The organism is Bradyrhizobium sp. 159, from assembly GCF_023073795.1.
Taxonomy (GTDB): Bacteria; Pseudomonadota; Alphaproteobacteria; order Rhizobiales; family Xanthobacteraceae; genus Bradyrhizobium.
In genome coordinates this window covers 280,942-305,505 of the sequence record NZ_JADPKE010000041.1, presented here as the reverse complement: position 1 = coordinate 305,505, position 24,564 = coordinate 280,942, and the positions used below count along the sequence as shown (strand labels likewise).

Annotated in this window: 24 protein-coding genes; 14 read left to right on the top strand and 10 right to left on the bottom strand. The window is 64.1% G+C overall.

The features are described from left to right. Positions 1-200 precede the first annotated feature (200 nt). Entirely contained in the window at positions 201-482 is a 282-nt protein-coding gene (locus IVA96_RS10535) for a hypothetical protein (protein ID WP_247276245.1), read from the bottom strand. Positions 483-605: 123 nt separating this feature from the next. After that, complete coding sequence (locus IVA96_RS10530; protein WP_247276246.1) at positions 606-1,559, bottom strand: LysR family transcriptional regulator; 954 nt, start codon at positions 1,557-1,559, stop codon at positions 606-608. A 98-nt stretch (positions 1,560-1,657) separates the two neighbouring features. Here IVA96_RS10530 and IVA96_RS10525 point away from each other — a divergent pair, with 98 nt between their 5' ends. The 6 genes from IVA96_RS10525 to recQ all read left to right on the top strand — a co-directional run bounded on the left by IVA96_RS10525 (position 1,658) and on the right by recQ (position 10,070). Continuing rightward, the gene (locus tag IVA96_RS10525) at positions 1,658-2,839 is read left to right on the top strand and encodes an MFS transporter (protein ID WP_247276247.1); all 1,182 of its coding nucleotides are present in this window, start codon (positions 1,658-1,660) and stop codon (positions 2,837-2,839) included. Between the two features lie 119 nt (positions 2,840-2,958). Then, entirely contained in the window at positions 2,959-4,518 is a 1,560-nt protein-coding gene (locus IVA96_RS10520; RefSeq protein ID WP_247276248.1) for an amidase family protein, read from the top strand. A gap of 292 nt (positions 4,519-4,810) precedes the next feature. After that, positions 4,811-6,112, top strand: coding sequence for an O-acetylhomoserine aminocarboxypropyltransferase/cysteine synthase family protein (locus IVA96_RS10515; RefSeq protein WP_247276249.1), 1,302 nt, complete (start codon positions 4,811-4,813; stop codon positions 6,110-6,112). A gap of 12 nt (positions 6,113-6,124) precedes the next feature. After that, positions 6,125-7,123 carry a homoserine O-succinyltransferase gene (locus IVA96_RS10510; protein ID WP_247276250.1) on the top strand — a complete coding sequence of 333 codons (999 nt, stop codon included), beginning with the start codon at positions 6,125-6,127 and terminating at the stop codon, positions 7,121-7,123. A gap of 103 nt (positions 7,124-7,226) precedes the next feature. After that, positions 7,227-7,970: a polysaccharide deacetylase family protein gene (locus IVA96_RS10505; RefSeq protein ID WP_247276251.1), complete on the top strand. Its 744-nt coding sequence runs from the start codon at positions 7,227-7,229 to the stop codon at positions 7,968-7,970. Between the two features lie 234 nt (positions 7,971-8,204). Next, a complete protein-coding gene (gene recQ, locus IVA96_RS10500; RefSeq protein WP_247417037.1) occupies positions 8,205-10,070 on the top strand; it encodes a DNA helicase RecQ in 1,866 nt (621 codons plus the stop codon). A 102-nt stretch (positions 10,071-10,172) separates the two neighbouring features. Here the strand turns inward: recQ and IVA96_RS10495 are convergent, their stop codons facing one another. Continuing rightward, on the bottom strand, positions 10,173-11,186 hold the full coding sequence (locus tag IVA96_RS10495; RefSeq protein ID WP_247276436.1) for a 1-aminocyclopropane-1-carboxylate deaminase: 1,014 nt from the start codon (positions 11,184-11,186) through the stop codon (positions 10,173-10,175). Between the two features lie 162 nt (positions 11,187-11,348). Here IVA96_RS10495 and IVA96_RS10490 point away from each other — a divergent pair, with 162 nt between their 5' ends. Both IVA96_RS10490 and IVA96_RS10485 read left to right on the top strand, forming a co-directional pair. After that, a complete protein-coding gene (locus IVA96_RS10490; protein WP_247276253.1) occupies positions 11,349-11,813 on the top strand; it encodes an Lrp/AsnC ligand binding domain-containing protein in 465 nt (154 codons plus the stop codon). Between the two features lie 82 nt (positions 11,814-11,895). Beyond that, entirely contained in the window at positions 11,896-12,456 is a 561-nt protein-coding gene (locus IVA96_RS10485; protein WP_247276254.1) for a carboxymuconolactone decarboxylase family protein, read from the top strand. 15 nt (positions 12,457-12,471) lie between these two features. Here IVA96_RS10485 and IVA96_RS10480 read toward each other — a convergent pair whose 3' ends face one another. Then, the gene (locus tag IVA96_RS10480; protein ID WP_247417034.1) at positions 12,472-14,055 is read right to left on the bottom strand and encodes a sensor domain-containing diguanylate cyclase; all 1,584 of its coding nucleotides are present in this window, start codon (positions 14,053-14,055) and stop codon (positions 12,472-12,474) included. A 345-nt stretch (positions 14,056-14,400) separates the two neighbouring features. Between IVA96_RS10480 and IVA96_RS10475 the strand changes: the two genes are divergently transcribed. Continuing rightward, the gene (locus IVA96_RS10475; protein WP_247276256.1) at positions 14,401-14,646 is read left to right on the top strand and encodes a hypothetical protein; all 246 of its coding nucleotides are present in this window, start codon (positions 14,401-14,403) and stop codon (positions 14,644-14,646) included. Positions 14,647-14,655: 9 nt separating this feature from the next. Here IVA96_RS10475 and IVA96_RS10470 read toward each other — a convergent pair whose 3' ends face one another. Further along, positions 14,656-15,591, bottom strand: a complete 936-nt coding sequence (locus tag IVA96_RS10470; protein ID WP_247276257.1) for an alpha/beta hydrolase — start codon at positions 15,589-15,591, stop codon at positions 14,656-14,658. Positions 15,592-15,705: 114 nt separating this feature from the next. Between IVA96_RS10470 and IVA96_RS10465 the strand changes: the two genes are divergently transcribed. Then, positions 15,706-16,593, top strand: coding sequence for a branched-chain amino acid aminotransferase (locus IVA96_RS10465; RefSeq protein WP_247417031.1), 888 nt, complete (start codon positions 15,706-15,708; stop codon positions 16,591-16,593). Between the two features lie 118 nt (positions 16,594-16,711). On the opposite strand, the gene IVA96_RS10460 is transcribed toward IVA96_RS10465, so the two are convergent. Together IVA96_RS10460 and phaR are read right to left on the bottom strand one after the other, a co-directional pair. Then, positions 16,712-17,329: a class I SAM-dependent methyltransferase gene (locus tag IVA96_RS10460; protein WP_247417027.1), complete on the bottom strand. Its 618-nt coding sequence runs from the start codon at positions 17,327-17,329 to the stop codon at positions 16,712-16,714. 43 nt (positions 17,330-17,372) lie between these two features. After that, positions 17,373-17,963: a polyhydroxyalkanoate synthesis repressor PhaR gene (gene phaR, locus IVA96_RS10455; protein ID WP_247276259.1), complete on the bottom strand. Its 591-nt coding sequence runs from the start codon at positions 17,961-17,963 to the stop codon at positions 17,373-17,375. 305 nt (positions 17,964-18,268) lie between these two features. Here phaR and IVA96_RS10450 point away from each other — a divergent pair, with 305 nt between their 5' ends. The 3 genes from IVA96_RS10450 (at position 18,269) to IVA96_RS10440 (ending at position 21,406) form a co-directional block, all read left to right on the top strand. Further along, entirely contained in the window at positions 18,269-19,447 is a 1,179-nt protein-coding gene (locus tag IVA96_RS10450; protein WP_247276260.1) for an acetyl-CoA C-acetyltransferase, read from the top strand. Between the two features lie 247 nt (positions 19,448-19,694). Beyond that, the gene (gene phbB, locus IVA96_RS10445) at positions 19,695-20,420 is read left to right on the top strand and encodes an acetoacetyl-CoA reductase (RefSeq protein ID WP_247276261.1); all 726 of its coding nucleotides are present in this window, start codon (positions 19,695-19,697) and stop codon (positions 20,418-20,420) included. 116 nt (positions 20,421-20,536) lie between these two features. Beyond that, positions 20,537-21,406: an EamA family transporter gene (locus IVA96_RS10440; protein ID WP_247417023.1), complete on the top strand. Its 870-nt coding sequence runs from the start codon at positions 20,537-20,539 to the stop codon at positions 21,404-21,406. 7 nt (positions 21,407-21,413) lie between these two features. On the opposite strand, the gene IVA96_RS10435 is transcribed toward IVA96_RS10440, so the two are convergent. Then, positions 21,414-21,836, bottom strand: a complete 423-nt coding sequence (locus IVA96_RS10435; protein WP_247417021.1) for a cupin domain-containing protein — start codon at positions 21,834-21,836, stop codon at positions 21,414-21,416. A 23-nt stretch (positions 21,837-21,859) separates the two neighbouring features. After that, positions 21,860-22,627 (bottom strand): hydroxyacylglutathione hydrolase, encoded by a 768-nt coding sequence (gene gloB / locus IVA96_RS10430; protein WP_247276264.1) that lies wholly within the window; start codon positions 22,625-22,627, stop codon positions 21,860-21,862. 108 nt (positions 22,628-22,735) lie between these two features. Here gloB and IVA96_RS10425 point away from each other — a divergent pair, with 108 nt between their 5' ends. Next, on the top strand, positions 22,736-23,482 hold the full coding sequence (locus tag IVA96_RS10425) for a methyltransferase domain-containing protein (RefSeq protein WP_247276265.1): 747 nt from the start codon (positions 22,736-22,738) through the stop codon (positions 23,480-23,482). A gap of 53 nt (positions 23,483-23,535) precedes the next feature. On the opposite strand, the gene IVA96_RS10420 is transcribed toward IVA96_RS10425, so the two are convergent. Continuing rightward, positions 23,536-24,297, bottom strand: coding sequence for a DUF4167 domain-containing protein (locus IVA96_RS10420; protein WP_247276266.1), 762 nt, complete (start codon positions 24,295-24,297; stop codon positions 23,536-23,538). Between the last annotated feature and the right edge of the window lie 267 nt (positions 24,298-24,564).

Genomic DNA, 24,564 nt, shown 5'->3' with positions numbered 1-24,564 from the left:
GATGAATGGAGAGCGTCGGATCGCGTGGCTCCGGCCTGGAACTGACTATTTACTTTAAGGTCTGGGGATCGATGCCCCGCCCTTGGCTATTATCGGTGACTGAGAGTTCTGAAAGCTCCCGCCCTCAACAATCGCGGTGAGCTATGTTTGAGAAGTGTGAAGAGATCGATCTGCGCATTGCGCGCTACAAGTACATAGCATCACGCATCAACGACCGAATTGCGGTCGATGGCATAGCTGAATTGATAGAAGCTGCGCTTGCCAAGAAGGCGGCTATCCATCGCGAACCGGAGGAACAGTAGGGCCGCCTTGAACCTAAACGCCAGCGCCCCGTTAGCGTCTACTGGAGGATTGCAGTTTCCAGTTCCACCGTAGCGCCACTGAGCATTATTCGGCTTGGTGGCGTTTTCGTTTAGTGGCGCATTTCTAAATTCAGGGCGGTTTATTTCGGCCAGTACCGATGGGAGCTGGCCTGTTTCCAACCTCGGTGGCCCAGTTTGATTTCAGCAGTGGCCTATTTTGGTTCGTCGCCATGGTGCCCAGCGATCACCGCCCAAACAGGCGGAGAAGGTTCGATCCCAGTTGCTCTCCCTCCGCCATTGGTCTCATCTCGTCAGCTTCCATCTCCCGTCTCCGGCCCGCTTCAGCACGGGATCGCTCACCCGCACATGCTCGGCGAGAAAATCAATGAACGCACGGACGCGTGCCGGGAGCGGCGCGGTGTGGCCGACATAGACGGCGTGGATGTCTTCGCGGTCGCCGGGATTGTGGCTTTGCAGCACCGGGACGAGGCGGCCCGATTCGATGTCGGGGCCGATGTGGAAGAGGGCGAGGCGCGCGAGGCCGACGCCGCCCAGCGCAAGGCGGCGCGCGGCTTCGCCGTCGCTGGCGCGCGCGACGGGCGGCGGCACCGCTTCTTCGGTGTGGTCGCCACGCTTGAATGGCCAGCCCCGGATACTGCGCGGAAACGTCCAACCGATGCCGCGGTGATCAGCTAGGTCGGCCGGCGTCCTCGGCGTGCCGCAACGTGCGAGATAGTTCGGCGCGCCGACCACGACCATGCGGCTGGTGCCGAGTTTTCGGGCGACGAGACGTGACGCACGCAACGGGCCGACCCGGATCGCGACGTCGGCGCGCTCCTGCATCAGGTCGATGACCGTATCCGTGAGCACGAGATCGAGCGTGACGTCGGGATGCTCTTCCAGGAACCGCGGGATCAGTGGCATCACATGCAGCATGCCGAATGGAATGTTGCTGTTCACCGTGAGGCGGCCGCGCGGGGCCGCACCGGAGGCCGCCTCGCGCTCGGCTTCCTCCATCTCTGCGAGGATGCGCACGGCCCGTTGGTAGAACGCCTGCCCTTCTTCGGTCAGGGTCAGCTTGCGTGTGGTGCGGTTGACGAGGCGCGAGCCGAGCCGTGCCTCCAGCCGTGAGATCAGCTTGCTCACGCCCGATGGCGTCAGGCGCAGTTTTCGACCGGCCTGGGTGAATCCGCCGAGGTCGACGACGCGGACGAAGACCTCCATCTCGGCGGAGCGGTTGGTGTCGAAACGGCCCATGTTGAATTCACGTCACAAATGATTGGATTGCGGCCATGCTAACGGTTTTGCCCACGCGCGGCTATCTGCGTGGCTCGTCTCATCCATCGGAGCCACGCATGCCTTCCGCCGTCCTTGCGCTCACCGCCGGTGCCTTTGGCATCGGCACCACCGAATTCATCATCATGGGCCTGTTGCTCCAGGTCGCCGCCGAGATGCACGTCTCGGTGCCCGTCGCGGGCCTGCTCATCTCCGGCTATGCGCTCGGCGTGTTCGTCGGCGCGCCCGTCCTGACGCTGGCGACGCGGCGAATGCCACGGAAAACCGTGCTGCTCGCGCTGATGGCGATCTTCACGCTCGGCAATGCGGCCTGCGCACTGGCACCGAACTACGAATTGCTGATGGCCGCGCGCGTGTTGACTTCCCTTGCCCATGGTACCTTCTTCGGCGTTGGCTCGGTGGTGGCGACCAGCCTCGTCGCCGAGGACAAGCGGGCCTCGGCGATTGCCACCATGTTCATCGGCCTTACGGTCGCGACATTGCTGGGCGTGCCCTTCGGCGCCTGGGTCGGCCTGATGCTCGGCTGGCGCGCGGCGTTCTGGGCCGTGACGGTCATCGGTGTGATCGCCTTTGCCGTGGTTGCCGCGCTGGTGCCCGGCCATGTCGGCAACGGCGACAAGCCGGTCTCGCTTGCCGACGAAGTCTCGGTGCTCGGCCGCCCGCAGGTGCTGCTCGGCCTTGCTATGACCGTGTTCGGCTTTGCCGGCCTGTTCGTCGTCTTCACCTATATCCAGCCGATCCTGACGCGCTTCACCGGTTTTTCGGAGGCCGCGGTCTCACCGATCCTGCTGGTGTTCGGCGTCGGCCTCGCGATCGGCAACGTCGCCGGCGGCAAGCTCGCCGACCGCGGGCTCGCCGGCGCGCTGATCGGGACGCTCGCTGCGCTCGCCATCGTGCTTCTTGGCCTTGCCGCCGCGCTGTCGCTCAAGATCGCCGCGGTCGTGCTGATCCTGCTGCTGGGCGTCGCCGCCTTTGCGACCGTCGCCCCGCTCCAGCTTCGCGTGCTGGAAGCGGCAGGCCCAGATGGCCGCACGCTCGCCTCCAGCCTCAACATCGCCGCGTTCAATCTCGGTAACGCTCTCGGCGCCTGGGCCGGCGGCGTCACCATCGATCGCGGACTCGGCCTTTCGGCGCTGCCTCTGGTCGCAGCCGGCATCACCGCTGTCGGTCTCCTGCTGGCGCTGTGGAGCCTCCGGCTCGACCGCGCCCAGGCCGCCGTTGCGGCTTGCCCCGCGGAATAGCGCAGCGGTGCGTTCGCGGACAATTCGCCGCGTCGCGCCATCGCGCCATGCAGAAAACGCACCTGTACACGTCCTTTGGCCATCCGTAACGTCTGCGGCGCAATTTCAGGAGATGCGACGTGGCGAAGGCGACGACCAAGAAGAAAACGGCTTCGAAGAAACCGGTAAAAACCTCCAGCAAGAAAAGCACAAGCCGCAAGGCCGTCGCTGCAAAGAAGGCAAAGAAAGCCACGCGGCTCAAGCCGGCCTCACCGCGCCGTCCCAAGGGGCCGGCTTGGCAATGGTCGGCGGTCGAGACCGCGGCTGCGATCCGCTCCGGTGCAATCTCCGCCGTCGAGACGGTCGAAGCGCATCTCGAACGCATGCACGCCGTCAATCCAAGGCTGAACGCCGTCGTCGTCGATCTCTCCGAAGAGGCGTTAAAAGCGGCGCATGCGGCCGACAGGCAGCGCGCAAAGGGCGGCGAGCTCGGCCTCCTGCATGGCGTGCCTGTAACCATCAAGGAAAATGTCGATTACGAAGGGCGGCCAAACTTCAACGGCGTTCCCGCTAACAAGGACCTCATCGCGCCGTCCGATTCCCCCGTGGTGCGCAACTTGAAAAAGGCCGGCGCGATCGTGATCGGGCTCACCAACACACCGGAATTCTCCTTCCGCGGCTTCACCGACAATCCTCTGCACGGGCTGACGCTGAACCCCTGGGATCCGAACGTCACCTGCGGCGGCTCCTCGGGCGGTGCGGGCTCGGCGGTGGCGGCCGGCATCGGCACCATCGCCCATGGCAACGACATCGGCGGATCGCTGCGCTGGCCGGCGCATTGCAACGGTGTTGTCACGATCAAGCCGACGCAGGGACGGATCCCCGCTTTCAACGGAAGCGCCATCGCCGAGCGTCCGATGCTGGCGCATCTGATGTCGGCGCAGGGGCCGCTCGCCCGTCACGTCGCCGACGTTCGTCTCGCGCTGGAGGTGATGAGCCAACGCGATCCGCGCGATCCCTGGTGGGTGCCGGCGCCGCTCGTCGGGCCGAAGCCAAAGGGGCCGATCAAGGTCGCGCTGGCCAAGATCCCCGATGACATGGACGTTGACCCGCAGGTTGCCGCGGCGCTGCGCCAGGCCGCGGATCATCTCGAGCGGTCCGGCTATCGCGTCAGCGAGGTCGAGGTGCCCGACATCAACGGCGTCTGGCAGACCTGGTGCGACATCATCACCAACGAGACCGTTGTGATGCAGGAAGCCAGCATGCTGAAGGTTACGTCCGAGGATTTTCACAAGGCCTGGGGCGGCATGAGGACCAAGGCCAACGTGCTCGATCTCAAAGCCTGGATGCAGGCGACGGCCGCGCGCAACGGCCACATCCGCGCCTGGCAATTGTTCTTCGACGAGTATCCGGTCGTGCTGGCGCCGACCACGGTGAAGCCGACGCCGGGCCCGCGCGAGGACACCGTCAGCCCCGAGCGCGTGCGCGAGATCTTCTGGGGCGAGATCCGCTTCATCTCCGCGATCAACGTGCTGGGCCTGCCTGGCGCGGTGGTGCCGGTGGCAGTGCATGACGGCAGGCCGATCGGCGTGCAGCTCATTGCCGGGCGCTATCGCGAGGATCTCGCGCTCGATGCCGCGGCCGCGATCGAGAAGCGCGCCGGCGTGCTCGCTCATCGACTGTGGGAGACGATGGCCTGAAGCTAGGCAGGTTGTCGACGGGTTGACGGTGCACCCTCTGCCCTTATGCGGTCCCCAAAACCCGTAAGGGAGAAGGGAAAAGCAACGCCGCGGGCGCGGCAACCTCGTCAATTCGTTAATCCAGTTTAACCCGAATTCTGGCCACCTCGCCAACAAGCGTTAGGGTTACTTCCTCGATCTCTAGGCGAATTATTGTCCGCTTTACCACCCCCCTCTAACAGGAGGATGGCGGACAACGCACGCGCCTCATACAGGCCGATAAGTGCGGCCCGCTCCACGCGGAGGTGGCACGATGCGCAACGAGACGATCGCTATTCACGCCGGCTACGAACCGGAAGCCACAACGCACGCCGTCGCCGTGCCGATTTACCAGACCGCAGCCTATGCCTTCGACAGCGCCGATCATGGCGCGGCGCTCTTCAATCTCGAGGCCGAGGGCTTTCGTTACAGCCGCATCGCCAATCCGACCAGCGCGGTGCTGGAGAAGCGCATCGCGCAGCTCGAAGGCGGCGTCGGCGCGCTTGCGGTTGCGACCGGCCAGGCGGCGCTGCATTTCGCCTTTGTCAATGTCGCCGATCACGGCGGCAACATCGTCTCGGTGCCGCAGCTCTACGGCACCACACACACGCTGCTCTCACACATCCTGCCGCGGCAGGGCATCACTGGCCGCTTCGCCGAGAGCGACCAGCCCGAGGCGATCGAGAAACTGATCGACGAGAATACCCGCGCCGTGTTCGCCGAGACCATCGGCAACCCCGCCGGCAATGTCTGCGACATCGAGGCGCTGGCGAAAATCGCGCATTCGCATGGCGTGCCGCTGATCGTCGACAACACGGTCGCAAGCCCGATTCTGCTCAAGCCGTTCGACTACGGTGCCGATATTGCCGTGCATTCCCTGACCAAGTTCCTCGGTGGCCACGGCACCACGCTTGGCGGCGCCATCGTCGATTCCGGAAACTTCCCCTGGGGGAAACACGCCGACCGATTCCCGGCTTACAACAAGCCGGATGCGTCCTATCACGGCCTCGTCTATGCCGAGCGCTTCGGCAGGACCGCCTACATCGAGCGCGCGCGCAGCGTCTATCAGCGCACCATGGGTTCGGTGCTCTCGCCTTTCAATGCCTTTCTGCTGCTCCAGGGCATCGAAACCGTGGCACTGCGCATGGAGCGCCACGTCGAGAACGCCCGCAAGGTCGCCGAATTCCTCCGTGGCGATTCGCGGGTGGCCTGGGTCAATTACACGGGGTTCCCGGACAGCCCCTATTATCCGCTGGTGCAGAAATATCTGAACGGCAACGCCTCTTCGCTGTTTACCTTCGGCATCAAGGGCGGCATGGAAGCCGGCAAGACCTTCTATGATGCGCTGAAGCTGATCACGCGGCTCGTTAATATCGGCGATGCCAAGTCGCTGGCCTGCCATCCGGCGTCGACGACGCACCGGCAGATGTCGGCAGAGCAGCAGCGCATAGCGGGCGTGCTGCCGGAGACGATCCGCCTGTCGATCGGCATCGAGCATTCCGCAGACATCATCGAGGATATCGATCAGGCGCTGGAAAAGGCCTGTCCGTCGTCGCGTCTGCAGGCCGCGGAGTAGGCGGCGGCGCCAATGACGATCTTGATCGACAGGGATCAAGTCATATCAAGCCCGGCACTGGTGCCGGCCGAAGGTGATCTCGCGCGTGATCGCGGCGCCGAGCTGACCATCGGGCTGATCAACAACATGCCGGACCCGGCGTTGAAGGCGACCGAGCGGCAGTTCATGAAGCTGCTCCAGGCGGCTGCAGGCTCGCGTCGCATCCGCTTCCACTGCTTCTCGCTTCCTTCGGTGAGGCGCTCGCCGGACGCCAAGTGGCATATCGAGAGCGAATATTCCGATCTTGCGGATCTCAGGCGCCGTAAATTCGACGGGCTGATCGTGACCGGCGCCGAGCCGGTCGCGCCCGAACTCGACCAGGAGCCGTACTGGCGCGACCTGACGGAGCTGATCGACTGGGCCAAGGTCAACACGCGCTCGACGATCTGGTCGTGCCTCGCCGCGCATGCGGCGGTGCTGCACCTCGACGGCATCGCGCGGCGGCGGCTGCCGAGCAAATGTCACGGCATCTTCGACTGCGAAGCCGTGACGCGCGATCCGCTGACGCGCGGTGCGCCTATGCCGCTCAAGGTCTCGCATTCGCGCCTGAACGAGATCGCCGAGAGCGAGCTCGTGGAAGCCGGGTACCGGGTGCTGACGCGCTCGGAAGAGGCCGGCGTCGACGTCTTTATCCGCCAATATGCCAGCCGCTTCGTGTTCTTCCAGGGCCATCCGGAATATGACGGGCTGTCGCTCCAGCGCGAATATCTGCGCGACGTCGGCCGCTATCTCGCCCGTGAGCGCGAGAATTATCCGAATTTGCCCGTGAGTTATTTTGACGCAGCGACAGAAGAGAAGCTGGCCCGCTTCGAGAAACAGGCACGGCACCAGCGCCATCCCGCGCTCACCAACGAATTGCCTGCGCTGAATTTGCGCGCCGATATCGCCGCCGGCACCGCAGCGGCAGCGTTATTCCGGAACTGGCTGCAATATCTCGGTACGGATGCCGACGTATCGGTCCCTGCGTGCTAGCCGAAGGGTGTTGGCTCCATGTTAGGATTACCCGAGCGTTAGGCTTGCCTCAACTAGCGCGCGAATGTTTCAGTAGCGAATATGGAATCACGGGAAACGCAGCGTGTGGTCGTCACTCCAGGGACGCGTGAGCAATCGGCTGGCTCGGCATTTCCGCGCCGCGCCGCACCGGTTGCCTGCGCGCGCCCCGATGGTGAGCTTCACCTTCGACGATGCTCCAGATAGCGCCGCAGGCGAGGGTGCCGAACTCCTCGAGAAACATGGCGGTCGCGGCACATTCTACCTCTCGGGCAGCCTGATCGATCAGCCGTCGGATCATTGGCAGGGCCTGTCGAATGACGCGATCGTGCGGCTTCACCGCGCCGGCCACGAGATTGCCTGCCACACCTTCTCGCACCAGAGCGCGGTCGATCTCGACGAAGCCGCCATGGAACGCGAGATCGAGCGCAACCGCGACCACTTCCGCAGCATTGATTCCTCGATCATGCTGGAGAACTTCGCCTATCCGTATGGTCTCGCCTCGGTTTGGCGCAAGCCGCAGCTTGCAAGAGCCTACCGTTCGGCGCGCGGCATCCTTCCCGGCGTCAATCACGGCGTCATCGACCTCCAGTTTCTGCGTGCTTCGCCCTTGATCGACCGCGACATCGATACGACAGGCATCGATCGCTATTTCGACGAGGCGGTCGCAAGCGGCGGATGGCTGATCTTGTACGGCCATGACGTCGCCGACAGGCCGAGCCCCTATGGTTGCACGCCGCATTTGATGTGCCATGCGCTGAAGGCGGCCGAGAAGCGCAGTGTACCGATCGTGACCGTCGCGGAGGCGCTGCGAAGGATCGGGGCATAGCGGCTGTTCTTCCCTTTTCCGTTGTGGAGAAGGTGGCGCGAAGCGCCGGATGAGGGGTATGTCGCCGCGAAACAAGTCTCATCGAATGCGCAGTCAGAGACCCCTCACTATGCGGCGAGCCACTCTCTCCCACAAGCGGAGAGGGGAACACTATACCCTGCCGCGCAAACGGTCTTGCCATGCCCGCTCGGTCGTGCGACTGGCGTTGACCGAAAGCTCAATGTCCTCACGCCCATGTCCTCTCCTTCCACCGCTCCGCTGTCCGCTCTGGCCAACGGCCGCGACGCGCTGTCGGTCTTGCATTCGGTGTTCGGCCTGCCGGGGTTCCGCGGCGCGCAGGGTGAGATCATCCGGCACGTGAGCGAAGGCGGCAATTGCCTTGTGCTGATGCCGACCGGCGGCGGCAAGTCGCTCTGCTATCAACTCCCCTCACTGCTGCGCGAAGGCTGCGGCATCGTGGTCTCGCCGCTGATCGCGCTGATGCGCGATCAGGTTGCGGGCCTGATCGAAGCAGGTGTCAACGCGGCCGCGCTGAACTCGTCGCTGACTCCGCACGAAGCTTCGGAGGTGGAGCGCCGCCTGATCGCGGGCGATCTCGACCTGCTCTATGTCGCGCCGGAACGGCTGGTGACGCCGCGCTGCCTGTCGATGCTGGCGCGGGCGAAGGTGGCGCTGTTCGCGATCGACGAGGCGCATTGCGTCTCGCAATGGGGCCACGACTTCCGGCCCGAATACGTCGGTCTGTCCATCATCGCCGAGCGCTTTCCCGATGTCCCACGCATCGCGCTGACCGCGACAGCCGACGATCTGACCCGCAAGGAAATCGTCGAGCGGCTTCAGCTTACCGGCTCCCCGCAATTTGTCTCCAGCTTCGACCGGCCCAACATCCGCTACGAGATCGTCGACAAGCGCAATGCGGTGTCGCAGCTGAAGGAGTTCATCCGCGAGCGCCACATGGGCGATGCCGGCGTGGTCTATTGCCTGTCCCGCAACCGCGTCGAGGAGGTCGCTGCCGCGCTTCAAGACGCAGGCATGGCCGCGCTGCCCTATCATGCCGGCCTCGACAGCAGCGTGCGCTCCCGGAATCAGGACCGCTTTCTCAACGAGGACGGCATCGTCATCGTCGCGACCATTGCGTTCGGCATGGGCATCGACAAGCCTGACGTGCGTTTCGTCGCCCATCTCGATCTGCCCAAAAGCATCGAAGCCTATTACCAGGAGACGGGGCGTGCCGGCCGTGACGGCAAGCCATCCGCCGCCTGGATGGCCTACGGCCTCTCCGACATCGTGCAGCAGCGCCGCATGATCGACGAGTCGAACGCTTCCGACGAATTCAAGCGGGTCTCGATCGGTAAGCTCGACGCGCTGGTCGGCCTTGCCGAGACGCCGCATTGCCGGCGCCGGCGGCTGCTCGCCTATTTCGGCGAGATCGTGATGGCCGAGAGTTGCGGCAATTGCGACAATTGCCTGATGCCGCCGAAAATGCGCGACGGCAAGGTGCTGGCGCAGAAGCTGTTGTCCTGCGTCTACCGCACCGGCCAGCGCTTCGGGGCAATGCATTTGATCGACGTGCTGGTCGGGCGCCTGACCGAGAAGGTGACGCAGTTCGGCCACGACAAGCTGTCGGTGTTCGGCATCGGCCGCGAGCTCAACGAAAAGCAGTGGCGCACGGTACTGCGGCAATTGGTGGCAATGGGGCATTTGCAGAGCGACAGCGAAGCATTCGGCGCGTTGAAGCTGACGGACTCTTCGCGCGGCGTGCTGCGCGGCGAAACGGAAGTGTGGCTGCGCGAGGAGGCGCCCGGCACCCGCATCCGTTCGAGCCGGGCCAAATCGCGCCGCGGCGACCTCGCGCCCGCGGCGAGCGCGCCGCAAGGCGACGTCGATCCCGAATTGCGCGCGCGGCTGCGCTCCTGGCGTTCCGACGTCGCCCGCGAGCGCGGCGTGCCCGCCTATGTCGTGCTGCACGATGCCACCATCGACGGCATCGTTCGGGCCTGGCCGACGACGCTGGATGAACTCCGCAACGTGCCCGGGATCGGTGACAAGAAGCTCGAGCATTACGGCGACGAGCTGTTGCAGATCGTCAGGGCGAGGTAGCGAGTAGTCTTCGCCCTACGCGATCCTGTGGCTCTCGGTGCCGGATCTGTGCTTATGCTTGTCCGGGACGACAGCCGTGTATGCGGCGAGATCTGCGCCACCTCACCCATTCCTGAACGCATAGGCATACCCGTTCAACGCGGGCGCGCCGCCGAGATGGGCGTACAGGATCTTCGCGCCCTGCTCGAAATAGCCCTTCTTCGCAAGGTCGATCAGGCCCTGCATCGACTTGCCCTCGTAGACGGGGTCGGTGATCATGCCTTCGAGCCGCGCGGTGAGGCGGATCGCTTCCTTGGTCTCTTCCGACGGCACGCCATAGGCGGGATAGGCATAGTCCTCGATCAGCACGACGTCGTCGGGGACGAGCTCCTTGCCGAGCTCGACGAGCTTTGCGGTGTTCTGCGCAATCTCGAGCACCTGGGCTTTCGTCTGGCTAGGCGTGAACGACGCATCGATTCCGATCACCTTGCGGGCGCGGTCGTCGGCGGCGAAGCCGACCAGCATGCCGGCATGGGTCGAGCCGGTGACGGTGCAGACGACGATGTAGTCGAATTTGAAGCCGAGCTCCTTCTCCTGCTTGCGCACTTCCTCGGCGAAGCCGACATAGCCGAGGCCGCCGAATTTGTGCACGGAGGCGCCAGCGGGAATCGCGTAAGGCTTGCCACCCGCCGCCTTCACCTCCTCGATCGCCTGCTCCCAACTCTTGCGGATGCCGATGTCGAAGCCGTCGTCGACCAGGCGCACGTCGGCACCCATGATGCGCGAGAGCATGATGTTGCCGACGCGGTCATAGACCGCGTCCTCGTGCGGTACCCAGGCTTCCTGCACCAGACGGCACTTCATGCCGAGCTTGGCGGCGACCGCCGCGATCATGCGGGTGTGGTTGGATTGCACGCCGCCGATCGATACCAGCGTGTCGGCGTTGGAGGCGATCGCATCGGGAATGATGTATTCGAGCTTGCGCAGCTTGTTGCCGCCATAGGCAAGGCCTGAATTGCAGTCCTCGCGCTTGGCGTAGACCTCGACTTGACCGCCGAGATATTTCGATAGCCGCTCAAGCTTCTCGATTGGCGTCGGACCGAAGGTGAGCGAATAGCGCGCGAATTTTTTCAGCATCATGGGTCATCCCGATTGGCATTGAGCTGGCCGCAGCGATTAGCACTTGCTACAAGAAAGGTGCTCTCAAATGCTGCGTCAATATTGCGCCGTTGCTTGCGAAAACGACATCAATTACCCTTACTTGTTCCGTAATGATGGATAGGAATGAGAGATTCTTCCATGCCTTCCCGTCTCGACCGTATCGACCTTAAGATATTGCGATTGCTTCAGAATAACGGCCGGCTCAGCAATGCCGAGCTGGCCGAAACCGTCGCGATCAGCCCCGCCACCTGCCATCGCCGCACCCAGCGCCTGTTCGAGGACGGCTTCATTGCGACCGTGCGCGCCATGGTGGCGCCGAAGAAGGTGGCCAAGGGCACGCTGGTGATGGTCGGCGTCGTGCTCGACCGCTCGACCCCGGAGAGTTTTGCCACTTTCGAGCAGGCGATTACAAAACTGAAATTCGTGCTTGATTGCCACCTCGTCGCCGGCGATTTCGACTACTTCCTCAAGATCCGTGTCGGCGACATGGAGGATTTCAATCGCATCCATGGCGAGCAGCTGATCGCGCTCCCCGGGGTGCGCCAGACCCGCACCTTCTTCGTGATGAAGGAAGTCGTCGACAACGCGCCGCTGGAGTTTTAAGCGCACCCGTCACAGCAACTTCACTTGCCCTGCGCGCGCATGCAGGCGAGCCTCGCATCTTCTCAAAGAGGAGATCGCAGCCGTGCGCCTTCCCATTCTCGATCCCCAGAATCTGGCCGACGAACAGAAGCCGCTTTATGACGACATGCGAGCCGGCATCAAGGACCATTTCAAGGGTTTTGTGAACATGCGCGACGACGGCGCGCTGCTGGGGCCGTGGAATCCCTGGCTGCGCGAGCCGCGCTTCGGTAAGCCGGTATGGGAGCTGGTCAAGGCGATCGCGTCGAACCCGCTGCTGCCGGCGCCGGTGCGCGAGGTCGCCATCCTCGTCACCGGCTCGCATTTCCGCTCCGGCTACGAGCTCTACGCCCACGTGCTGGTCGCCGAGCAGCGCGGCTTGTCCGACGAGAAGCTCGCGACCATCGTCGCCGGACAGCGGCCGGTCGATCTCACCAGGCAGGAGGCCGTCGCCTACGACATCGCGTCCGCGTTGGTCGGCGGCGGTGTTCTGCCGGAATTGACCTGGCGCGCCGCCGTGAAGGAGTTCGGCGAGCACGGCGCGGCCGAACTCTCCTATCTCGTCGGCGTCTACTGCATGGTCTCGGTCACGCTCAACACGTTCGACGTTCCGGTTCCGGAGTGAAGCCTGTTCCGGCAATCACTCCGCTGCCTTGCTTGCAGGCGGCGGGGGCGCGAAGGCGATGCAGCGATTGCGGCCCTCGGCCTTAGCCTGGTAGAGCGCGTGATCGGCCGCACTCATCAGTGTGTCGATGCCGGACATGCTGACGGTGGCCTCCGCGATGCCGATGCTCACGGTGACGCCGAACTGAACCTTTCCGGCGACGATCTGCGCGCTTATCACGTGTTTGCGGATGCGCTCGGCGACAATCCTCGCCCGGGACAGGCTGGTTTCGGGCAGAAGCACGGCGAACTCCTCGCCGCCGAGGCGGCCAACGATGTCCGACTTGCGTTTGCCGTCGAGGCACGCGGCCGCAACCGCCTTGATCGCGACGTCGCCCACCGCATGGCCATGGCGATCGTTGACCGACTTGAAATGGTCGATGTCAAGCATCAACACCGAGACGGAGCGATAGTAGCGCTGAAAGCGGCTCCATTCCGCACCGAGACAGTCGAGAAAGTGGCGGCGGTTGGAGAGGCCGGTGAGCGGATCGGTGGTGGCGAGCGTTTCCAGCAGCGCGGCTTTTTGCGTCAGATCGGTGATGTCGACATAGGTCAGCATGCGGCCGCCATTGGCCATCGTCGTACAATGGGCCCTGATGCGCCGGCCATCCGGCGTCTGCAGGTCGCGGACATGATCGCCGGCCTTGACCTCTTCGACGCGTCGCGCCGGAAATTTCGCGAGTTCGTTCGTCGGAAGATTGGGCGCGCTGGCGCGATGCAGGCGTCGCACCAGCGACGAATAGGTCGGTCGATTCGCGGCCTCCTCGTCGCTGACCTCCCAGAACCGCCGCATACGCCGGTTCATGAACGTAGCGTGCAGGTCGGAATCGAGAAGGAGGACTCCATCCTGAACATTCTCCAGCGCATCCCGCAGCAGCTTCAGCTCGTCGGAGGTGCGCACAATGTCAGTGACGGGCGTGTAGGTCAGCATGCGCCCGCCGTCGGGCAAAGGCGTGACCTGTACGCGCACCACATCGCCATTGGTCCGCCGTAGGTCGATAGGCGTCGGATCGCCCGCCTCGATCACACGGACGCGTTCCGCCACCAAGGCATCGAGCTCAGGATCCGGCACCTCATAGGCGCCGGTGTCACGTCCATGATGAAGCAGCGTGAGAATGGAAGGATTGCTGTCAGCAACCTCGTCTGGCAGGCGCCACATCTGACGAAACGACCGGTTGATCAGACGTGCCCTGAGGCTTGAGTCGAGCAGCACGATGCCCGTCGGCACATGATCGAGCGCGGCGCGCAGCGCCAGCATCTGGCCGCGCATCAGCGCGTCGGACGAGCGTTCCCGCTCCTCGCCACTCGGGCGCTCGACGCTGCCTGGCAGCTCGAAGGCGGCTCCGACCTGACGGTCCGATCGCCAGATCACGCGGCAGGCCAATATCTCGCGTCCCGCGACCCTGAGCTGGAATCGCTCGGGTACGCCGAGGCCGCTCTCCATCTCGAGCGTCGCAGCCTCCTCGGACAGCCGGCGCACGACGCAGTCAATCGACGACTGGCCGAAATTGAAGAAGATCTTGCCAGCAAGGAACGTCCGTTCCGGAAACAAGCGGGACATTCTCAGCCTCCAGGGCGAAACGAAAACCGGTCTCAGTATGGCGCAAGGTTCCTTGCGGCGATGTAACGCAATCAGTGTTTTCCGATGAAGGCTAACAACCCGTTGACGCGGGATGCTGCGCACCGGCGCAAAAACCCTTTTGTGATCAGGGCTCTGTGCCGGGTCACGTGCTGTCCTCCGGTTTGGGCCGGGATGCGATGTCCCGCGCGCCAGCTGGATGGAACGTGATCGGTCCGGCGGTATCTGCAATCGATGGACTACACCGATACGCGCAGTTACCCTGTCGTGATCGCACCGACACATTCGCCCGCCAGAGTGCAGGCTGGACAATGGGGAACGACAGCCATGAACACGTCACGCCGCATCGTGCTCGCCGGACTGGCGGGATTCGCCGTCGCGCCAACCGCCGCAGGAGCCGCCCCGGCGCCGGCAGTTGATGACGTGACGGTGGCCGAGGAACGATTCGCACGCATGATTGCGGCCGCACATGCGCCCGATCTCACTTGCGCGCGGCAGGCCGAGCGTTATGCGGACGCGCATTGGCCTGAGTATGTCGTGGCTGCCAGGGCCGTGCTCGGCGCGCGCGTGTGATTCACGCTGTTACTTCTCGACCGCGCGCCTGACCTGCTCGCCGATTTGCGACAGCACGAGCTGCGCCTGCGGCAGGATGGCGCCCATGGCGTGGAAATTGTGAATCATGCCGTCATGGCAAGTGTGCTCGACGACCACGCCCGCGGTCAGCAGCTTGCGCGCATAGGCGTTGCCTTCGTCACGCATCGGGTCGAATTCGGCGGTATGGATGATCGCCATCGGCAGGCCGGCGAGCCGTGTCGCGCGTAGCGGCGAAATGCGGGGATCGGCGGCATCCAAACCCTGAGGCAGATAGTCGGCGAGGTCGGCTTCCATGGTGGGGCGATCGATCAGGTGGCCCTCGGCGAACGCCTCGCGCGACGGCGAGATCTCCTCGAAATCCAGCACCGGGCAGATCAGGCATTGCGCGACGATGGAGAGGCCTGCGTTCTGCATCGCCTCCTGGCACACGATCGCAGCCAGCGTGGCGCCGGCGGAATCGCCGCCGACCACCAGCCGTTCCGCATCGATGCCGAGTGTTGGCGCTTCACGCGCGACCCACTCGGTGGCGGCGATCGCATCGTCGACGGCGGCAGGAAATTTGTGCTCGGGCGCGAGCCGGTAGTCGACCGAGACGAGGCGGCAGCCGGTCGCATGCGCCAGCGCCGCTGCGATGCGGTCGTGTGTGGCGATGCTGCCAGCGACGAGGCCGCCGCCGTGAAAGAATACGAATCCCGGCATGCGTTGACCGGCACTTGCGGGCGCATAGAGGCGATAGGGCAGCTCGCCGCCAGGACCCGGCAGCCTACCGTTGGACGTCGTCACATCCGGCGCATCAGCGCGCGCGAACTGCATCAGTTTCGCTAGCGACTGCCGCCGTGCCTCGACGCTCGGCCGGCTTCGTGTCGGCGGCGCGGCGGCAGCCATCATGGCCAACAAGCGTTTTGCGAGCGGATCGAGCGGCATGGATCTTTCATTCTCCGACAAGGGAAGAGGGTAACTATCTTCCCGCAGGGAATCATTTAGAAATTGCGACCAATAGTGGCGCTGTAGTGCGGCATCACGCCAGGGAGGCCGGTCATGGCCGAGATCAGGAAGCCCATCGAATATTCACCGAGCTGGACCTTCTTCGACGGCAAATGGCAGGACGGCAATGTGCCGATCATGGGCCCGCGCACGCATGCGGCTTGGCTCGGCTCTGTCGTGTTCGACGGCGCGCGTGCGTTCGAGGGTGTGGCGCCCGATCTCGACCGCCACGTCGCCCGCGCCAATCAATCGGCGGTCAACTTTGGCCTCAAGCCGGTGGTCGATACCGACACCTGGCTCACGCTCGCGCGCGAGGGCATTGCGCGCTTTGCGGCCAACGCCGAGCTCTACATCCGTCCGATGTATTGGGCGCAGCACGGTTCGGGCGGCGGCGTGCTGTTCGATCCCGAGACTACCAATTGGTGCCTGTGCATCTACGAGGCGCCGATGCCAAAACCCGTCGGCAACGCCATCACCCTGTCGCCGTTTCGCAGGCCGACCGCCGAATGCGCGCCGGTCGAGGCCAAGGCCGCCTGCCTCTATCCGAACAATTCGCGCGCGCTCGCTGAGGCCGCCTCGCGCGGCTTCCAGAACGCGTTGATGCTCGACATGCTCGGCAATGTCGCCGAGTTCGGCAATTCCAACGTGTTCATGGCCAACGACGGCGTGGTCTACACCCCCGTGCCCAACGGAACGTTCCTCAACGGCATCACGCGCCAGCGCGTCATCAACCTGCTTCGCGCCGACGGCGTCGCCGTGGTCGAGAAGACGCTGCGCTATGCCGACTTCCTCGCTGCTGACGAGATCTTCTCCACCGGCAATTTCGCCAAAGTCGCGCCGGTTGTCCGCATCGACGAGCGCGAACTGAAGCCGGGTCCGTTCTACGCCCGGGCGCGAAAACTCTATTGGGATTTTGCGCATGCGGTGAAGCTAGCGGCGTAGCTGCCATTACTCCGCTGTGATCGCCCGACTTGATCGGGCGATCCAGTATTCCAGAGACAGTTGTGACTCCTCGATAGGCGCGGCGTACTGGGCGGATTCAATCGGTCGTCGCAACACTCTAATGGCTTCGCTGAAACCGGCTGAACTGAAACGCCTGCGTCGAATGCCACGGCGTATGGTGGATATCGCTACGCGTTTCGATCAGCTCGAAGTCGGGGCCGAGTTCCGCCGCGAGGCTGACGCTGTCATGGCGTTGCACCGGCAGGCCGCTGCATTGCTCCGGGCCGTCGAGCGCGAACGTCGCGATGATGACGTAGCCGCCGGGCGCAAGTGCCGACCGCAGGCGCTCGACATAGGCGGCCCTGTCGCGGGATTCGGTCAGGAAGTGAAACGCCGCGCGATCGTGCCATAGATCGTAGGTCTTTGCTGAGCGCCATGTCGTGACATCGGCAACGATCCACTCAACCACTGAAGCGGCTGCGCCGAGTCGCTTCTGCGCGACGTCAAGCGCGTTTGCGGAGAGATCCAGCACGCCGACGTCGCGATGTCCGTCCTGCAACAGAGCATCGACTAGTCGCGATGCGCCGCCGCCAATGTCGATGATGGCGGCCTCGCGGTCCAGATTGGCTGCTCTGATCATCGCCAGCGAGGTCGCCGGGCTGTTCTGAAACCAGCTGACCTCGGCTTCGCCCTTGGTGGCGTAGACGTTGTCCCAATGCGCGCGTCGATCGGACATGTTGCGTCCTACGGTTCGCGGAGAGCCGGCTCAATGGAAAGACCTACTCGTCCTTCTTCGACATCCGCTCGAGGCGTTCCTGCATTTCCTTCATCTGCTGGCGCAGATCGTCGATGTTGCTGTCCTTCGGCGCCTCGGCATTTGCATCGGGCTCTGGCTCCGGGGTGGCCGCCGGACGGGGCGCGGCGAAGGGCTTGAACATCGAGAAGGTCTGCTGGAATAGCTCCATGTTGCGGCGGACCTGCTCCTCGAGCGGCGCAAACGGTGTGCCGGACAGCGTGTTGGCGATCTGCTTGCGGAACTTCTCCTGCTCCTGGGTCAGTGTCGCGATCGACTGTTCGAGATATTTCGGCACCACCATCTGCATGCTGTCGCCGTAGAAGCGGATGAGCTGGCGCAGAAAGGTGGTCGGGAGCAGGTTCTGGCCGGCCTTGTTCTCCTGCTCGAAGATGATCTGGGCGAGCACGGAGCGGGTGATGTCGTCGCCGGTCTTGGCGTCGTAGACCAGGAAATCTTCGCCGTCCTTGACCATGGCGGCGAGGTCCTCGAGCGTCACGTAAGTGCTCGTTCCGGTATTATAGAGCCGGCGGTTCGCGTATTTCTTGATCGTGGTGGGTTGGTCTGATTTCGCCATGGGCTCTCACTTGCAAGCGCGGAGAACGGGAACCTAGCGGGCTATGCCGCAGGGCGGGAAGAGTACGCAACGCAACAAAATAAGCATTTTCAAAGGGGTCACGCTACCGTTTTGTGCGGCACGGTTAATCGGACAGCAAAATCGTGCTTGCGAAAGCGCCAAGAACGCTATTTTGAATGCGCTGCGGCATGAATTCGGTCGCCGGCCGATTGACATGCCGCAATGACGTTAACAGGATGCCGATCGAGACTGGCGAGCCGTTTTCCCCAGCCCCGCCTGCCCCCATTCAACCTCAGGAGATGCCCATGTCAGACGATGTCGTCATCGTCAGCGCCGCCCGCACCCCGGTCGGAAGCTTCAACGGAGCGTTCGCGACCCTTCCCGCCCATGATCTCGGCGCCATCGCCATCAAGGCTGCACTGGAGCGCGCCGGCATCGAGCCCGGTCGGGTTTCGGAAGTCATCATGGGTCAGATCCTGACCGCAGCTCAGGGCCAGAACCCAGCCCGTCAAGCCTCGATCGCCGCCGGCATTCCCGTGGAGAGCCCGGCCTGGGGCGTCAACCAGCTCTGCGGCTCCGGCCTGCGCACGGTCGCCCTCGGCTACCAGGCGCTGCTCAACGGCGATTCCGAGATCGTGGTCGCTGGCGGACAGGAGTCCATGAGCATGGCCCCGCACGCCCAGCACCTGCGCGGCGGCGTCAAGATGGGCGGTCTCGAATTGGTCGACACCATGATCAAGGACGGCCTGTGGGATGCCTTCAACGGCTATCACATGGGCAACACCGCCGAAAACGTCGCGCGGCAATGGCAGATCACGCGCGCCCAACAGGACGAGTTCGCGGTCGCCTCGCAGCAGAAGGCCGAGGCCGCGCAGAAGGCCGGCAAGTTCAACGACGAGATCGTTCCCGTCACCATCAAGACCCGCAAGGGCGACGTCGTCGTCAGCGCCGACGAATATCCGCGCCATGGCGCGACGCTAGACGCGATGGCCAAGCTCAAGCCGGCTTTCGAGAAGGACGGCACGGTCACTGCGGGCTCTGCTTCGGGCATCAATGACGGCGCTGCCGCCGTGGTGCTCATGAGCGCAAAGCAGGCTGCCAAGGAAGGCAAGAAGCCGCTTGCCCGCATCGTGTCCTGGGCGCAGGCCGGCGTCGATCCGAAGATCATGGGCTCGGGCCCGATCCCGGCCTCGCGCGCCGCGCTGAAGAAGGCCGGCTGGAGTGTCGGCGATCTCGACCTGATCGAAGCCAACGAAGCCTTCGCGGCACAGGCCTGCGCCGTCAACAAGGACCTCGGCTGGGATACCTCGAAGGTCAACGTCAATGGCGGCGCGATCGCCATCGGTCATCCAGTCGGCGCGTCCGGCGCCCGCGTGCTGGTCACGCTGCTGCATGAAATGCAGAAGCGCGATTCGAAGAAGGGCCTTGCCACGCTGTGCATCGGCGGCGGCATGGGCATCGCGATGTGTCTGGCACGCGACTGAGAAGGACCTGACACGTACTTAACTTGCGCGTGCGCTGCACACGTCAATGAGTGCGTTGCACGCGATTAAAAAGGCGGCGGTTGCAAATCAAATATTCTTCGCAATTGCGCAGGCCTCGACTAAAGAGAAACGCCCGGCTCGATGCCGGGCGTTTTGTTCTTGATGTCCGTCAAACGTCCCGCATAATCCGCAGTTAAAAAACGATCGCGTCAGAAACGTCCGAAGAGTCCAAGGGAAGGAATACGACATGGCACGTGTTGCATTGGTCACGGGTGGTACGCGGGGCATCGGTGCTGCCATCAGCAAGGCGCTGAAGGCGGCGGGCTACAAGGTTGCGGCGAGCTATGCCGGCAACGATGCTGCGGCGGAGAAGTTCAAGGCCGAGACCGGCATCGCGGTCTACAAATGGGACGTCAGCAGTTTCGACGCCTGCGCCGAGGGCGTGAAGAAGGTCGAGGCCGATCTCGGCCCGATCGAGGTGCTGGTCAACAATGCGGGCATCACCCGCGACACTGCGTTCCACAAGATGACGCTCGAGCAGTGGAACGCTGTCATCAACACCAATCTCGGCTCGCTGTTCAACATGACGCGCCAGGTGATCGAGGGCATGCGTGCGCGCAAGTTCGGCCGCATCATCTCGATCTCGTCGATCAACGGCCAGAAGGGGCAGTTCGGGCAAGTCAACTATTCAGCGGCCAAAGCCGGCGACATCGGTTTCACCAAGGCGCTCGCGCTCGAGAACGCCAAGGGCGGCATCACCGTCAATGCGATCTGCCCCGGCTACATCAATACCGAAATGGTGCAGGCGGTGCCGAAGGACGTTTTGGAAAAGAGCGTGATTCCGCAGATCCCCGTCAACCGGCTCGGCGAGCCCGAGGAGATCGCGCGGGCGGTCGTGTTCCTGGCGGCGGACGAGGCCGGCTTCATCACCGGATCGACCATGACCATCAATGGCGGCCAGTATCAGGCCTGATATGGCCGCAGGCTATTGGGCCAAAAGCCTGTAGCTTCAGGCGCGACGAGGCGATAGTGAAGACGCAAATGCCCGGCTCCGCGCCGGGCATAAACGTCCTCAGAGCCCTTTGATCGATGACTCCCCGCACCGCGACGCTGATCGGATTGACCGCAATCCTGATGTGGTCGCTACTGTCAGTGATGACGGTGGCGACTGGAAAGATCCCGGCGTTCCAGCTCGCCGCAATGACCTTCGCGATCGGCGGCCTCGTCGGCCTGCTCACCTGGATCGGTCGCGGCGAGGCGGCAAGCAGCGTGCGCCAGCCGCTCGTCGTCTGGGTCGTCGGCGTCGGTGGCCTGTTCGGCTATCACGCCCTCTATTTCCTTGCCCTGCGCTTCGCCCCGCCGGCAGAAGCCGGCCTCTTGAATTATCTCTGGCCGCTGCTGATCGTGTTGTTCTCGTCCTTCCTGCCGGGCGAGCGGCTCGCCCTGCATCACATCGCCGGCGCCGTGCTCGGACTTGTCGGCACCGTGCTGCTGTTGGCCGGCAACACCTCGGGCTTCGCGTCGGGCGCGGTGCCGGGACTGGTCGCGGCCTTCATCGCCGCCTTCGTCTGGGCGAGCTATTCGGTGCTGTCGCGCCGGCTCAAGGCGGTTCCGACCGACGCGGTCGCGGGCTTCTGCCTCGCCACCGCCGCGCTTGCCGCGCTGATGCATGCTCTGCTCGAAACCACGGTCTGGCCGGAGACCGCGCTGCAATGGCTCTCCGTGGCCGCGCTCGGCATCGGTCCCGTCGGTGCTGCCTTCTACGCCTGGGACATCGGCATGAAGCGCGGCGACATCCGCGTGCTCGGCGCCGCCTCCTATGCGACGCCGCTATTGTCGACCGGCTTCCTCATCGCTGCCGGCTTTGCGAACGCCAGCACCAACATCGCCGTCGCCGCCATCCTGATCGCCGGTGGCGGCCTGATCGCGGCGAAGGACATGGTGCTGCGGAAGCGGTGAACGAGGCCTACGGCTCCCAGCCCGGCGGCGCGAGCTCGAAATTCGCGAACTCGAATGCGGGCGCGACGGTGCAGCCGACCAGCGTCCATTCGCCGGTCGTTTCCGCCATCTGCCAGGCATTCGCCGGCACGATCGCCTGCGGCCGCTCGCCGCTCACGAGATCCGTGCCGAGCTGCACCTCGTGCTGCGAGCAGCCGTCGTGCGCGATGCGCAGCATCAAGGGGCTGCCGGCGTAATAGTGCCAAACTTCGACCGCATCGATGCGATGCCAGTATGAGCGCTCGCCGCGCGCGAGCAGGAAATAGATCAAGGTCGAACGCGAGCGCCCGTTGCTATCCGTGGTCTGGTCGCGAAACGTCTCGCGGTAGTGCCCGCCTTCGGGATGGGGGCGAAGTTCGAGGCGGGCGATGATCTCGGCTGCAGTCGGCATCGATCCCCGTCAGGACTTGTGCTTTAGGATTTGTTCTTGCGCTCGCGTAGCTCGCCGAACACCTCGGCGGCATCCGCACCCTTCATGTGCAGCCTGGCTGCGACCGATGGCTCATCGGCGCGCAGGAACACGTTGGCCCGCTTCTCGTCGCCGAGCAGGGCGGGAATGGTCGGCTTGTTCTCGGCCCGCAGCCTCGCAACTTCCGCTGCGCGCGCCTGGAGCGCCGCGTTGTCCGGCTCGATGGTGAGCGCGAACTTGACGTTGGACGCCGTGTATTCGTGGCCGCAATAGAGCTTGAAGTCATCGGGCAGGGCCCGCAGCTTCAACAGCGAGTCCCACATCATCGGATAGGTGCCCTCGAACACGCGGCCGCAGCCGATCGAAAACAGCGTATCGGCGGCGAACACGGTCTTCTCATTGTCGAATACGTAGGAGATGTGGTCGAGCGTGTGGCCGGGCGTCTCCACGACGCGCGCCAGCAGGTTGCCGATCTTGACCACGTCGGCATTGGCGACACGCAAATCGACGTCGGCAATTCTCGTCGTCTTGTCGTGCGGCGCGACGACGCGGCAACTGAATTTCCGCTTGAGTTCGGCGACCCCGCCGACATGATCGCCATGATGATGGGTGATCAGGATGTCGGTGAGTTGCCAGCCCTCGCGCTCCAGCGCCTTGAGGATGGGACCTGCCTCCGGCGCGTCGATCGAGGCGGTCGCCTTGGTTTCCACATCGTGGATCAGATAACCGAAATTGTCGCTTAAACAGGTGAAAGTACGAATTTCGGCGGCCATGACATCTCCATCGCGCTCAGCCCCGCCAGACAAATATGGCGTTAACGTTGCGCAGGCAATGCAATATTCCGCGCGCGGCGGCGGCCTTGCGCATGTTACATTGCCGCCATGACCATCGACGTCGTCGACCTCCGCGAGTTCTATTCCCGCCGCCTCGGGATCGTGGCGCGACAAATGATCAACCGCGGCATCAGGCAACGCTGGCCGGGCGCGGCGGGTCAGCGCGTACTCGGCATCGGCTATCCCACGCCCTATCTCGGACTGTTCCGCGAGGACGCGGAGCGCTGCCTCGCGTTCATGCCGGCGGCCCAGGGGGTCCTGAAATGGCCGACGGGGCGGCCGGCGCTGGCCTCGCTGGTCGATGAATTCTCGCTGCCGCTTCCTGACGCCGCGGTCGACCGCATTCTCCTGGTCCACGCGCTGGAGATGTCGGACGACCCGGCTGCGCTGCTGCGCGAAGTCTGGCGCGTGCTGGCGCCGTCTGGTCGCGTCATTGCGGTGATCCCGAATCGGCGTGGGGTGTGGACGCGCACCGACAGCACGCCGTTCGGCCATGGCCGGCCCTATTCGCGCTCACAGATCACCGAGTTGCTGCGCCAGACCTGGTTCACGCCGACCGCCTGGGGCGAGGCGCTGTTCATGCCGCCTTATGCCGGCGGCTGGGTCTTGAAATCGGCGCAGATGTGGGAGCGCGCCGGCGCGGCGCTGTCACTGCCCTTTGCCGGCGTGCACATCGTCGAAGCCACCAAGCAGGTCTACCGCGCGCTTCCCGCCAAGCGCGAGCGGACACGGCTGATTCCCTCGTTGGCGAAGCCCGTCTTGGTGCCGTCCTCGACGACGGTAACCCGGAGCTGAAAACAAATCGTCCCGGCGGAGCCGGGACGACTCAGTTTACGAAACCAACCAGCTCATTCGCCGGGCGCGAGATCGTCGTTGGATGCCGCCGGCGCGGCTTCGCGCTCGGGACGGGGGCCATGCGGCCGGCGCCGCCGCCGCGGATAACGCTCGCTGCCGCCACCGCCCTCGAAACCGCCCTGGCCGCCATTCGCGCCGACATTCACTTGCGGCTGCGCGCCGGTGATGAAGGAGGGCAGGCGATCGACGTTGCCGGCATCGGCAATGACGGGCTGCGGCTGGTTCGGCGGTTGCGGCGGCTGGTATTGCGGTTGCGGACGATGGTCGCGTTCGCGGTGCTCGCGCGGCTGCTGCTGGTCGCGGTGATATGGCTGCTGGTTCTCGCGCTGCTGATCACGCTGGCCGTCGCGGTCGCGCATGAAAGGCTGCTGCGGCGGCTGCGGGACGAAGCCCGGCTCCTGGCCGAAGGCCGAGAAATTCTCGCCATCGTCCTCGCCATCGTCGTTGCTGGCGGTCGGCTCGTCACCGCGCGGCTGCTGCTGGTTCTGGCGGAACTGCTCCTGGGCGGCGGCGATCAGGCGGAAATAATGCTCGGCATGCTGGTAGTAGTTCTCGGCTGCAACGGGGTCGCCGGAGGAGCGCGCATCGCGCGCGAGCTGAAGATACTTTTCAGCGATGTGCGAAGCCGTGCCGCGGATCTTGATGTCGGGCCCGTTGGACTCGTAGACCCGGGTCATCGGGTTCTGGCCGCGGCGGTTGTTGTTGTTATTGTTGTTGCGGTTGCGCATCCGCTGCTTGTTCTGACCGTTTCTCATGTCCTGCCTTTAATTCCAGCCCTAAAGGTTGCACGCGTTACTGATTGCTAGGAGTGACCTGGTGACAGCGGTTCACGACTCTCACACGAACCGCGCGCAAGAGGGGCCTGAACCCTGCCGATGTTTGTCGACCGTCGCGTTCAACAAAGACGCGTTCCCCACCCGCCAGCATTCATTGCCAGCGAACCCATTCATATCGCCTGCCGAAACAAGCCCAGCTTTCTTGCGTAAGTCTTCAAGCGCAAATTCAGGCTTTCGTTCACGTTG

Excerpts from the sequence above, each read along its gene's own strand:
- IVA96_RS10480 (WP_247417034.1), bottom strand. The coding sequence starts at position 14,055 with ATGTCCCGCTTGTTTCCGGAACGGACGTTCCTTGCTGGCAAGATCTTC.
- gloB (WP_247276264.1), bottom strand. The coding sequence starts at position 22,627 with ATGGCCGCCGAAATTCGTACTTTCACCTGTTTAAGCGACAATTTCGGT.
- IVA96_RS10440 (WP_247417023.1), top strand. The coding sequence starts at position 20,537 with ATGACTCCCCGCACCGCGACGCTGATCGGATTGACCGCAATCCTGATG.
- IVA96_RS10525 (WP_247276247.1), top strand. The coding sequence starts at position 1,658 with ATGCCTTCCGCCGTCCTTGCGCTCACCGCCGGTGCCTTTGGCATCGGC.
- IVA96_RS10475 (WP_247276256.1), top strand. The coding sequence starts at position 14,401 with ATGAACACGTCACGCCGCATCGTGCTCGCCGGACTGGCGGGATTCGCC.
- IVA96_RS10435 (WP_247417021.1), bottom strand. The coding sequence starts at position 21,836 with ATGCCGACTGCAGCCGAGATCATCGCCCGCCTCGAACTTCGCCCCCAT.
- IVA96_RS10515 (WP_247276249.1), top strand. The coding sequence starts at position 4,811 with ATGCGCAACGAGACGATCGCTATTCACGCCGGCTACGAACCGGAAGCC.
- IVA96_RS10450 (WP_247276260.1), top strand. The coding sequence starts at position 18,269 with ATGTCAGACGATGTCGTCATCGTCAGCGCCGCCCGCACCCCGGTCGGA.
- phaR (WP_247276259.1), bottom strand. The coding sequence starts at position 17,963 with ATGGCGAAATCAGACCAACCCACCACGATCAAGAAATACGCGAACCGC.
- IVA96_RS10460 (WP_247417027.1), bottom strand. The coding sequence starts at position 17,329 with ATGTCCGATCGACGCGCGCATTGGGACAACGTCTACGCCACCAAGGGC.
- recQ (WP_247417037.1), top strand. The coding sequence starts at position 8,205 with ATGTCCTCTCCTTCCACCGCTCCGCTGTCCGCTCTGGCCAACGGCCGC.
- IVA96_RS10420 (WP_247276266.1), bottom strand. The coding sequence starts at position 24,297 with ATGAGAAACGGTCAGAACAAGCAGCGGATGCGCAACCGCAACAACAAT.
- phbB (WP_247276261.1), top strand. The coding sequence starts at position 19,695 with ATGGCACGTGTTGCATTGGTCACGGGTGGTACGCGGGGCATCGGTGCT.
- IVA96_RS10425 (WP_247276265.1), top strand. The coding sequence starts at position 22,736 with ATGACCATCGACGTCGTCGACCTCCGCGAGTTCTATTCCCGCCGCCTC.
- IVA96_RS10465 (WP_247417031.1), top strand. The coding sequence starts at position 15,706 with ATGGCCGAGATCAGGAAGCCCATCGAATATTCACCGAGCTGGACCTTC.
- IVA96_RS10495 (WP_247276436.1), bottom strand. The coding sequence starts at position 11,186 with ATGCTGAAAAAATTCGCGCGCTATTCGCTCACCTTCGGTCCGACGCCA.
- IVA96_RS10490 (WP_247276253.1), top strand. The coding sequence starts at position 11,349 with ATGCCTTCCCGTCTCGACCGTATCGACCTTAAGATATTGCGATTGCTT.
- IVA96_RS10510 (WP_247276250.1), top strand. The coding sequence starts at position 6,125 with ATGACGATCTTGATCGACAGGGATCAAGTCATATCAAGCCCGGCACTG.
- IVA96_RS10530 (WP_247276246.1), bottom strand. The coding sequence starts at position 1,559 with ATGGGCCGTTTCGACACCAACCGCTCCGCCGAGATGGAGGTCTTCGTC.
- IVA96_RS10470 (WP_247276257.1), bottom strand. The coding sequence starts at position 15,591 with ATGCCGCTCGATCCGCTCGCAAAACGCTTGTTGGCCATGATGGCTGCC.